The following is an 11,143-nucleotide window of genomic DNA, read 5'->3' as shown; positions in this document are numbered from 1 at the left end:
TTGTTTGCGTTAGGGATTGCAGCGGCATACTTTTAACATCAGGCTGAGCTTGTCGAAGCTTCGTGTTAAAAGATAAAGCGGAAAGCCCGGCCCGAAGGGCAACGCCCAAACCAGAAAAATCATTGAACTATTCAAAAATCAATCTGCCTTCGAAGTGTTCGGTCACATTAACTTCTGGCGGTCGATTTACAGAAATAATATCGCCATAACTAAAAAGATCGGCTTTTAATGATTGCTGCGGATTAACGATCAACTTATTCGTCCCACGATGTAGTAGGTCGTAATGCTGTACGACAAGGTCTCTTGCTTCCAGCCTGGAATCTCCTGCTGCAAAGAAGCCGTCAAAATTTTCTACGCTTCCGGAAAGGAAGAAATGGGAATAGTTATCGCTGGTAATCCGGAAGTTCTTTACTTCAAGATCCAGTTTGAAATCACCGTTGGTATAAACCTCAATGTCTTTATCCTGATTTTCGGAAACCAGCCAAAGCTCATCCAAGCGCAGAGTTCCTACACTTTCTATCATCAAATTTCCTGCATGTCTCAGGTAAGTAAGATCGGGAACAGTGACATAAACTTTGGTGATATTAAAATCGCGCACAAAATTACAATCGTTCTCATTTCGTAAAATTAACTGACCATCAATCACTTTAGCCGAAACCTCATTTCGAAGATTTTCACCGGTTTCCACAACCACTTTTTGCGATTCTCCCTGCTCAATAAACAATTTAATCTTGTCATAAACCAGGATCTCGTCAAAGCTTTCAAGCACTATTTCTTCAGAAGTGATCGCGCCAGCTTTCTGAAAACAGTCATTGGCATCTTCAGAATCACAACTCCAGAGTACTATTCCGAAGAATAAAAATATCAGTTTTTTCATAATCTGTAACCTATCGAAAATTCTACTGCTTCCGCATTTGCACCATGGGATCTAACTGTGACCGAAGCCCACCAGTCTTTAGAAAAATCACGTTGCAAACCCATTCGGTTATAAACTCTATCTACATAATCATCATAGGGATAGTAAGCATAATACCCAAGATGGGTGATCAGGGACATTTTATTAAAAGTGAGTTTGTGACCCAAAAATAATCCCACTCGCTTAGCATCCTCATCGCCTGAAGTACCTTTCTGCGGAAATGCTATAGACTGATACCTGATAAATTCTTCCAAAGATCTTGAAAAGAAAAGCTCTGCTCCTCCATGTAGCGTACTTTTATGATTCAGGACTTTATCTGCATACGCTGAAACCGTTAAAAATGGCAGCCTTGGAGAACCAATCACCCCTGAAGTGTTCACACCACTTCGAACAGCGAAATTATAATGAAAAGGTTCGGTATATTTTTCCTCCTCTCCTCTTGGAATATAGTCAGGATGTTCCTTATGATCCAGCAGGTAATTAAGCCCTACGTTAAATGTGAAGGTATTGGTACTATGATTTGGAGAACCCATATCTGCATTCGAATAATGAATTATGGTAACTCCGGCATTCAGTCCCAGTCCACCCACGATCTTTTCCTTATGAATATTCCCCATTAAATATGTAGAACTTAAAAAGCGGGTGCCGTAAGCATTATTCTGATAATTGTTATCAGGATCGTAAGGATTGGTGGTGTATGCAATCCCCTGACCAATTCTAAACATCAGCAATCGCTGCAGGAAATAGAAACTAAAATGACCGTAAACAGAATAATTCTCACCGAGATACTGATTTTTCATATTCTGATAGATAAAAGAATATCCAAAATCAGGATAATTGTACCTGCTTTCCCATTTTTCGAGTCCGTAGGTTTTCCGGTTCACGCTCAGTAAAAAACCTTCCTGATGTTCATCGATCAAATGTGCAATATCCGGGTTATGTTCGAGGATACTCCCATAAAAATAACTGCCATCGAAAGAATAATATTTTTCAGGTTTTTCTTCCTGTGCCTGTATGTACAAGCTGAAAAACATGAGGAGAGCGGGGAGAATTCTTTTCATACGGAGACAAATCTAACATATTTACGAATATTATTCCGTTAGAGTTTGAACTTAGAAAACCGCTTCAGCAATCTGCCTGATATTGGTACTTTTCCCCATGGAATAATAGTGTAAAACAGGCGCTCCACCTTTGATCAATTCTTTGCTTTGCTGGATGCACCATTCTACACCAACCTGCCGGACCTCTTGATTATTTTCACATTTTTCAACTTCGTGAATCAGGGCTTCCGGAAGATCCACATGAAATCTATGCGGCAGTAAACTTAATTGTTTTTTAGTCGCCAATGGCTTCAATCCCGGAATAATAGGCACGTTAATCCCCTGATCGCGGCATTTTTCAACAAATTCGAAATAGCACTGATTATTAAAAAACATCTGGGTCACCACATATTCTGCACCAGCATCTACCTTTTGTTTTAATCGCCGAACATCAGAATCTATACTTGGAGCCTCCATATGTTTTTCCGGATAACCAGCAACGCCTATACAAAAATCTGTGTTATGTCCTTTTTCAATGACCTCATCCAGATATTTACCTTCGTTCATATCCCTAATCTGTTCCACCAGTTCACTGGCAAATTGATGTCCGTTTGCTTCCGGCTTAAAATAAGTTTCGCTTTTTACTGCATCTCCCCGAAGTGCCACTACGTTCTTGATCCCAAGAAAATCCAGATCGATCAAAAAATTTTCGGTGTCTTCCTTTGAAAAACCTCCACAAAGAATATGAGGTACCGCATCCACTCCATATTTGCTTTGGATAGCCGCACAGATCCCAACAGTTCCGGGCCGTTTTCTAACAATCTTTTTCTCCAGGAGTCCGTTTTCACGTTCAGAATACACATACTCCTCACGATGATAAGTCACGTCTATAAATGGCGGATTAAATTCCATCAAAGGATCGATATTTTCGTAAATAGAATTGATATTAAATCCTTTTAAAGGCGGAAGGATCTCAAAGGAGAATACTGTTTCTCCTATTGCTTTCTCCAGATGTTCGGTAATCTTCATGATTTTGGTAATAATGTTAATTTGTGCGTTGCCCTTCGGGCCGGGCTTTTCGCTGTATCTTTTAGCTCGATGCTTCGACAGGCTCAGCCTCGCACTAAAAGGATGCCGCTGCAATCCCTAACGCAGATTTTCACTCACACTTTTTTTCATTCTGAACCTGTTTCAGAATCTTCAGAGAAGCCGAAATCTATAATTCAAGGAGTTGAATAACTTCAGCTTCTCTGATATCTTTTATGAATTCTCTAATTTCCTGTTGGTCTAAATACTCAGTACTAGTCCGCTATATTCGGATTTAACCATTTTTCAGCTTTGCGATAATCAATTCCTTTTCTTTCAGCATAATCCTTAACCTGGTCATCTTTGATTTTTCCCAGTCCAAAATATTTAGCTTCAGGGTTGGCGAAATAATAACCACTTACACTGGCCGCGGGCCACATCGCCAGGCTTTCGGTAAGCTCTACGCCAATTTTTTCCTTTACTTTAAGAACCTCCCAGATCGTTAGTTTTTCCAGATGATCGGGGCATGCAGGATAACCAGGTGCTGGCCGGATACCTTTATAATTTTCTTTGATCAGGTCTTCATTACTCAGATTTTCATCGGAAGCATAACCCCAATCTTCAGTTCTAATTTGTTTATGCAGGTATTCTGCAAAGGCTTCCGCAAGTCGGTCGGCCAGAGCTTTGATCATGATCGAATTATAATCATCATGCTCTTTTTCAAATTGTACGGCTAATTCATGGGTTCCAAAACCGGTACTCACACAAAAACATCCAATATGATCCTGAATTCCCGAATCTTTCGGCGCTATAAAATCGGCCAGGGCGAAATTTGGCTGATCTCCATGCTTCTTCAATTGCTGACGAAGTGTTCTAAAAATCGCAGTTTTATGTTCTGAATCTTCAGAGTAGCTCACTTCAATATCATCCTCATTCACTGAATTAGCTTCAAAAAGACCAAAAATCGCTTTTGCTTTCAGTAGATTTTCAGATAAAATACGCTGCAGTAAAACCTGCGCATCATCAAATAAATTTTGCGCCTGTTCCCCAACCTTTTCATCTTTCAGAATATCAGGATAGCGACCATGCAGATCCCAGCTTCTAAAAAACGGACTCCAGTCTATATAATCCACCAGTTCTTTCAGGTCAAAATCTTCAATGATCTGTATTCCCGGTTTATTCGGCTTAAAGATTTCGGTTTTGTCCCAGTCGATCTGGAATTTATTTTTTCTGGCTTCTTCAATGTTCAGAAAAGACTTGACCTTACTTCTCTTGCTAAAATTCTTCCTGAAAACTTCATACTGGTCTTTCAGTTCTAACTTATATTTTTCCCGGGAACTTTCTTTTAAAAGATCTCCGACCACGGTAACGGCACGGGAAGCGTCATTGACGTGCGCTACTGCATGTTTGTATTGTGGATCAATCTTCACCGCCGTATGTGCTTTTGAAGTGGTCGCACCACCAATCAATAACGGAACAGAAAACTCCTGCCGCTCCATCTCCTTTGCCAGAAAAACCATTTCATCCAGCGACGGAGTAATGAGTCCGCTAAGACCAATCACATCTACATTCTCTTTTTTGGCCGTTTCGATTATCTTTTCCGGAGGCACCATCACACCAAGATCTATGATCTCATAATTGTTGCAACCTAAAACAACCGCCACGATATTCTTACCAATATCATGTACATCGCCTTTCACCGTAGCCATTAAAACCTTTCCAGCCGATTGTCTTTTATTCGATTTATCGGCTTCGATATAAGGAAGCAGATGTGCGACTGCTTTTTTCATCACCCTTGCCGATTTCACCACCTGCGGAAGGAACATTTTTCCACTTCCAAAGAGATCACCAACCACATTCATCCCGATCATCAAAGGACCTTCGATCACATCCAGAGGTTTTTCTGCTTCAATACGGGCCTGTTCAATATCTTCTAAAATATAGGCGTCCAGACCTTTTACGAGCGCATGCGTAATTCTTTCCTGCAAAGGTTTTTCACGCCAGGACAGATCTACTTTATTTTCCTTTTTTCGTCCAACGACATTTTCAGCAAAATCCAGTAAACGCTCGGTAGCATCTTCCCGACGATCCAAAATCACATCTTCCACATGCTCCAGCAGATCTTTCGGAATCTCATCGTAGACTTCCAACATTGAAGGGTTCACGATCCCAATATTCATTCCGGCTTTGATCGCATGATATAGGAATACCGAATGCATCGCTTCGCGAACCGGGGTATTCCCGCGGAAAGAAAAAGAAACATTACTAACTCCACCACTCACACTGCAATGCGGTAAATTTTCCTTTACCCAGTGCGTACCTTCGATAAAATCGATGGCATTTCTTTTATGCTCATCCATTCCCGTTCCCACCGGGAAAATATTGAGATCAAAAATGATGTCTTCGGGTGAAAATTTTACTTTGTTCACCAGAATATCATAAGACCGCTTCGCTATTTCGATTCGGCGTTCATAATTATCTGCCTGTCCGGTTTCATCAAAAGCCATTACGATCACGGCGGCACCATAACGTTTTATCTTTTTGGCATTTTCTATAAACTCCTGTTCTCCCTCTTTAAGGCTAATGGAATTCACCACGCATTTGCCCTGCACCACCTGAAGTCCGGCTTCAATAATTTCCCATTTTGAGCTGTCTATCATTATAGGAACACGAGAAATATCCGGCTCAGCCACCAACAGATTCAGGAATTTGACCATGGCTTCTTTGCCATCGATCAGTCCGTCATCCATATTTACATCGATGATCTGGGCGCCATTATCCACCTGTTCGCGAGCGACATCCAATGCTTCATCAAACTTTTCTTCCTTGATGAGCCGAAGGAATTTTTTAGATCCGGCGACGTTGGTTCTTTCACCAACATTGATGAAATTACTATCCGGCGTGATCACCAGAGGTTCAAGTCCGGAAAGTTTTAAAGGTCTTATTTCTGACATATTAAGCGCTTTCAGATTGAAGTTGTGGTAAAACTCGCGGTTTGTAATTCGAAGCAATTTCAGCAATTGCTTTAATGTGTTTTGGAGTTGTACCGCAGCATCCACCAAGAATATTCACCAAACCTTTTTCCAGATATTCTTTGATCTGCGAGGCCATTTCCTGTGCATCCTGATCGTATTCTCCAAACGCATTTGGCAGTCCGGCATTGGGATAGGCTGAAACACCAGAATTCGCATATCTATTCAAAACTTCCAGATGCGGAGTCAATTGTTTTGCTCCCAAAGCACAATTAAAACCAACGCTTAATAAAGGAATATGTGAAACCGAAATAAGGAAAGCTTCGGCTGTCTGACCGGATAATGTCCTTCCGGAAGCATCGGTTATCGTACCGCTTACCATAATTGGAATATCAACATTCAATTCCTCTTTTAATTCTTCGATCGCAAAAAGAGCAGCTTTCGCATTCAACGTGTCAAAAACGGTTTCTACGAGAAGAACATCTGCTCCTCCTTCAATAAGCGCTTGCGCCTGTTGCTTGTATGCTTTTCGAAGTTGATCGAAAGAAATGGCGCGATAGCCGGGATCGTTTACATCTGGACTCATACTCGCCGTTTTATTGGTAGGACCAATTGCTCCCGCTACAAATCTTGGTTTTGAGGGATCTTCAGCTGTCACTTGTTCTGCCACACCTTTGGCGATCCTGGCCGATTCCAAATTAAGCTCGTAAACGAAGTCTTCCATTTGATAATCGCCCATGGCGATGGTAGTTCCGGAGAAAGTATTGGTTTCTACAATATCGGCTCCGGCATCAAAATATTTTCGATGGATAGTGGCAATAGCTTCAGGTTGAGTAAGGGAAAGCAAATCATTATTTCCTTTTAAAGAAACGGGCCAGTCGGCAAAACGTTTTCCGCGGAAATCCTCTTCAGAAAATTTATATTCCTGAAGCATGGTACCCATGGCACCGTCTAGTATTAATATTTTTTGAGAGAGTAACTCTTCTAATTTCGACATGATTATTCAAATAATACGATATCAAAAAAAGAAGACTGGAAAGAATTCTGATTGTTATCTATCCGAGACTGAACTCAGTAGAATGTAGCACCTTCTCCAAAGGAGGGTTGCTAAGGTTTCACAGGGTCTAATCCCTCAACCTTTCTTGATAACGATTGTTAGTAAACAATGAACTTAGGGGACAAATATAGGGTTCAGCCTCTAAAAACCAAGGCTTTTGGCAAAAAATTAATCTGATAATTAAGAAGAGAAATTTCCGCTTTGCTGAACCTTCAGTAAATTATCTTCACTTAATTCCTTCAGAAATGATTTAAATTCTTCTTTCATTTCCTTGTTGGAAAGAGTAATTTCAAGATCTCTCTTTTCTCCAGAACTATGGGTAAAATATATATGGTTCCTATTTCCGTAGATCGTGTATTTCCAGAAACTGGCATATCCTACATAGTCAAAACCAAGATCCTGTAATTCTGTGATCTTATATGTTTTTGATTCGTTCTCTTTTTCAATAATGATCTCATCGCGAGTGATCTTTAATAAGCCTAAAGTCCTTGGTTTTAAAAAACTTTGCCCTAGTGCGATAACCATGCAGATAACATAAACCACATGTGCGGAATGTAACAGCCAGGGATTTTCCGGTTTCCAGACATACGCGATCACACCGCTACCCAGCAATAATAGGGCTACCAGAATACGGACATTCCAGGAGGGATCCCAGGTTTTTACAATTTTCGTTTCCAACGAATTCACTAAAGGATTTTTTCAGAATTAAGGCTTACACTATAAGATATCTCCGCAGCTTTTTCCAGCATTTTCGAAACTGAACAATATTTATCCATCGATAGTTTTACTGCTCTCTCCACTTTTGCTGCTGGAACGTCACCCTTCAGAATAAAATCAAGATGAATCTTTTTGAAAACATTAGGAATAGCGCCATCTTCACGATAACCATCCACCTCAACCTGAAGATCATCCAGCTCGTGATTTTGCTTTCTCAGGATCATCACAATATCTATACTGCTACAACCCGCAATTCCCCTAAGCAGCAGATCCATGGGACTCGCCCCTTTTGGCTCCTCATCAGATTTGTTATCCAGCAATACTATATTCCCGCGCTCATTTACCGTCTCGAAAAGGTAATTCTCGTTGATTCTCTTTAAGCTGATCTTCATTTTTAAAATTTTCAATAAATATAGGAATTCTCACACTTCTGAAGAGTAACCTTAGTTACTAAGATCTTCTAAACACTAATACTTTTAACCACTTCTCGTTTCGCTACTTTTTTAGTTCCGTCAAATCCTTCCACACCTCCAACAGTAGTGTACTTTAAAACATATTTCTTATCCGGATAAATTCGTTGATAAGCACTCTGACACATGATCGCCGCCTCATGAAAGCCAGACAAAATCAATTTTAGTTTTCCTTTATAGGTATTTACGTCGCCAATGGCATAAACCCCGGGGATATTGGTTTGATAATCATAAGAATTATCAACCTTGATGGCATTCTTTTCAATTTCCAGTCCCCAGCCTCCAATTGGCCCTAATTTTGGCGATAATCCAAAAAGCGGAATAAAATCATCAACACTTCTGAATTCCTCTCCGCGTGCCTTGTCTTTATGGCGAATCACAACCTGTTCCAGCTGATCTTCACCCTTTAAACCAACAACCTCGGCATTGGTGATCATTTCAATTTTTCCAAGTTTAGCCAATTCTGAAACCCTTTCTACAGAATCCAGCGCACCACGAAATTCCTCTCTTCTGTGTACCAGGGCAACTTCTGAAGCAACATCTGCTAGGTAAATAGCCCAGTCTAAAGCAGAGTCACCGCCACCGGCAATTACTACTTTTCGATCGCGATATACTTCAGGATCCTTAATGAAATAAGATACTCCCTTATCTTCAAAATCTGCCATGTTGGGAATTGGAGGTTTCCGTGGCTCGAAAGAACCAAGTCCGCCAGCAATTGCAACAACGGGTGCATGATGTTGAGTTCCCTTATTCGTGGTTACAATGAAAGTCCCGTCATCCAGTTTTTCCAGAGTTTCTGCTCGCTCGCCAAGTGTAAAACCTGGCTTAAAAGGTTTTATTTGCTCCATTAAATTTTGAACCAGATCACCCGCAAGGATCTCTGGAAACGCCGGAATATCGTAAATAGGTTTTTTAGGATAGATCTCAGAACACTGTCCGCCTGGTTGAGGCAGGGCATCAATAAGATGTGTTTTTAGTTTTAGAAGTCCCGCTTCGAATACGGTGAACAATCCTGTGGGTCCTGCTCCAATGATCAGGATATCTGTTTTAATCATTTTTCTCCTTTTTATATATTAAAGACTCAGTAATACTATTCATTTGTTCCACTTTGGCTTCGAAATCACCTTTAATGGATTTTCGATATTCATTCAAATTCTCCACCATTTCGTTCACATTTTCGGGAATCACTTCTTCAAAAAACTGTCGTAAACGCTTTGCGGTAGTTGGTGATTTGCCATTTGTGGAAATGGCGATTTTTACATGCCCTTTATTTACGATCCCGCCCATATAGAAATCGCATAGCTCTGGTGTATCTGCGATATTCGCCAGTAAAAATCTCTTTTTTGCATCTTTATACACCCTTTTATTAAGTTTTGCATCGTTTGTTGCAGCGATCACAAAATGTCGCTTCTTGAGATATTTTCGTTTATACCTTCCCTTCGTCAATTTAGCTCCGTGTTTTCTGGCAAGCGCTTCAGTTTCGGGAAGAAACCATTTTGCGACCACCTCGACCTTCGCATGAGGACTGGATTTGAAAAGGAAATGAAGCTTTTCATGACCTACATTGCCACCTCCAACAATCAGGATATTTAGCTGATTTACTTTTAAAAAAACCGGGTATAGTTCGTTTCTTTCTTCCATTCTAAGCAGCTCCAATATTTACAAATTCCTTTTGCTTCGGAAGACTTTTCACGTTTTGAAAAACAGTCTGTAAAGCATTCGCTTCCTTCACGACCTCACCAATCACGATGATCGCCGGTGCTCCCAGATTTTTTTCTGAAACTATCTTCTCAATAGTTTTTATCGTTCCAAATCCGGAATTTTCATTTATAGTAGTGCCATTCTGAATAATTCCTACAGGCACATCCTGCTTTCCAAAAGCACTGAAGATCTCTACTATCTCCTTCAATTTCCCCATTCCCATGAGGATTACTACGGTTGCCGTAGATTGTGCTGCCAATTGCACGTCATTAGATAATGTCTTCTGGGAAGTGGTTCCTGTTATTACCCAGAAACTTTCAGAAGTGCCTCTCTGTGTCAGCGGAATTCCAACATTCGCCGGTACCGCTATAGAAGAAGTAATTCCAGAAACAACCTCAGTTTCCAGTCCGTGCTTTCGCGCATAGTTGATCTCCTCAGACCCTCTTCCGAAGATGAATGGATCTCCTCCTTTAAGTCTTACCACATGACCTTTTTCTGCAGCATATTTCACAATTAGTTCATTGATCTCATCCTGAGAAAATCGGTGCTTATCCTTTCGTTTCCCTACGAAAATATGTTTCGCCTGGGGTGCATATTCCAATAGGACTCTATTAATAAGTGCATCGTAGCCTTCATCCATCGCCCCACCGATTCTCACACCCTCAACCTCATCACCATACATTCCAATTCTTCTATATGTATCCAGTAAAACACTCTCAAATTTTATTCCCAATTCCCTGGTTTGCTGATAAGCCTCGTTCTTTAGGTTTTTCAAAGCCTCAATGGTCGGTGACTGATTTGCTTTATTAAACAATTTATCCCACCTATTAGAAACCCAGCCTCCGCCCTTTTGCAGACCAAAACCAAATCAGTTCATTAGCTGATAATATTGGTATTAAACTTTGTGATGCTTCAGTTAGTAATTTTTCAGATAATGAAATATTTGTCGAAATCAATGAAAACATTAGAGGAGAAGATATATTTATTATTCAATCTACCTCACCTCCAACAAATGATCATCTTATAGAATTGTTAATTGCAATTGATGCTGCCAGGCGTGCGTCTGCAAAACGTATTACTGTTGTAATGCCTTATTTTGGTTACGCAAGGCAGGATAGAAAAGACGAAGGTAGAACTGCAATATCAGCAAAATTAATTGCCAATCTAATTACAACAGCAGGAGCTGAAAGAGTTTTAACAGTTGACTTGCACGCAGGGCAGATTCAAGGATTCTTTGACATACC

At 40.5% G+C, this 11,143-nt stretch carries 11 protein-coding genes and 1 riboswitch; of the genes, 1 reads left to right on the top strand and 10 read right to left on the bottom strand.

From position 1 onward, the window contains the following. Positions 1 to 127 precede the first annotated feature (127 nt). From QZ620_RS11725 to cobA, 10 genes are all read right to left on the bottom strand, one after another. Positions 128 to 877, bottom strand: coding sequence for a head GIN domain-containing protein (locus QZ620_RS11725; RefSeq protein WP_295181841.1), 750 nt, complete (start codon positions 875 to 877; stop codon positions 128 to 130). Next, a complete protein-coding gene (locus QZ620_RS11720) occupies positions 874 to 1,977 on the bottom strand; it encodes an acyloxyacyl hydrolase (RefSeq protein ID WP_295181838.1) in 1,104 nt (367 codons plus the stop codon). The genes QZ620_RS11725 and QZ620_RS11720 overlap by 4 nt, the downstream gene beginning before the upstream one ends. Positions 1,978 to 2,028: 51 nt before the next feature. Next, positions 2,029 to 2,985: a methylenetetrahydrofolate reductase [NAD(P)H] gene (gene metF / locus QZ620_RS11715; protein ID WP_295181835.1), complete on the bottom strand. Its 957-nt coding sequence runs from the start codon at positions 2,983 to 2,985 to the stop codon at positions 2,029 to 2,031. A gap of 272 nt (positions 2,986 to 3,257) precedes the next feature. Continuing rightward, positions 3,258 to 5,936: a methionine synthase gene (gene metH / locus QZ620_RS11710; RefSeq protein ID WP_295181832.1), complete on the bottom strand. Its 2,679-nt coding sequence runs from the start codon at positions 5,934 to 5,936 to the stop codon at positions 3,258 to 3,260. 1 nt (position 5,937) lies between these two features. Further along, complete coding sequence (locus QZ620_RS11705; protein ID WP_295181830.1) at positions 5,938 to 6,951, bottom strand: homocysteine S-methyltransferase family protein; 1,014 nt, start codon at positions 6,949 to 6,951, stop codon at positions 5,938 to 5,940. Positions 6,952 to 7,002: 51 nt separating this feature from the next. Continuing rightward, a riboswitch (SAM riboswitch) is annotated at positions 7,003 to 7,106 on the bottom strand. Between the two features lie 85 nt (positions 7,107 to 7,191). Further along, positions 7,192 to 7,689, bottom strand: a complete 498-nt coding sequence (locus QZ620_RS11700) for a hypothetical protein (protein WP_295181828.1) — start codon at positions 7,687 to 7,689, stop codon at positions 7,192 to 7,194. An 8-nt stretch (positions 7,690 to 7,697) separates the two neighbouring features. Beyond that, positions 7,698 to 8,120, bottom strand: coding sequence for an OsmC family protein (locus tag QZ620_RS11695; protein WP_295181826.1), 423 nt, complete (start codon positions 8,118 to 8,120; stop codon positions 7,698 to 7,700). Between the two features lie 68 nt (positions 8,121 to 8,188). Next, positions 8,189 to 9,253, bottom strand: coding sequence for an NAD(P)/FAD-dependent oxidoreductase (locus tag QZ620_RS11690; protein WP_295181824.1), 1,065 nt, complete (start codon positions 9,251 to 9,253; stop codon positions 8,189 to 8,191). Further along, positions 9,246 to 9,839, bottom strand: coding sequence for a bifunctional precorrin-2 dehydrogenase/sirohydrochlorin ferrochelatase (locus tag QZ620_RS11685; protein WP_295181822.1), 594 nt, complete (start codon positions 9,837 to 9,839; stop codon positions 9,246 to 9,248). The genes QZ620_RS11690 and QZ620_RS11685 overlap by 8 nt, the downstream gene beginning before the upstream one ends. 1 nt (position 9,840) lies before the next feature. Continuing rightward, on the bottom strand, positions 9,841 to 10,581 hold the full coding sequence (gene cobA, locus QZ620_RS11680; protein WP_295181846.1) for a uroporphyrinogen-III C-methyltransferase: 741 nt from the start codon (positions 10,579 to 10,581) through the stop codon (positions 9,841 to 9,843). A gap of 185 nt (positions 10,582 to 10,766) precedes the next feature. On the opposite strand from cobA, the gene prs reads away from it, so the two are divergent. Then, on the top strand, positions 10,767 to 11,143 hold a 377-nt coding region (gene prs, locus QZ620_RS11675), incomplete at its 3' end, for a ribose-phosphate diphosphokinase (RefSeq protein ID WP_366935463.1).

The organism is uncultured Christiangramia sp. (genome assembly GCF_913046405.1).
GTDB lineage: Bacteria > Bacteroidota > Bacteroidia > Flavobacteriales > Flavobacteriaceae > Christiangramia > Christiangramia marina.
Note: the sequence above shows the minus strand (reverse complement) of the source record. Positions and strands in the feature narration are given on the sequence as shown.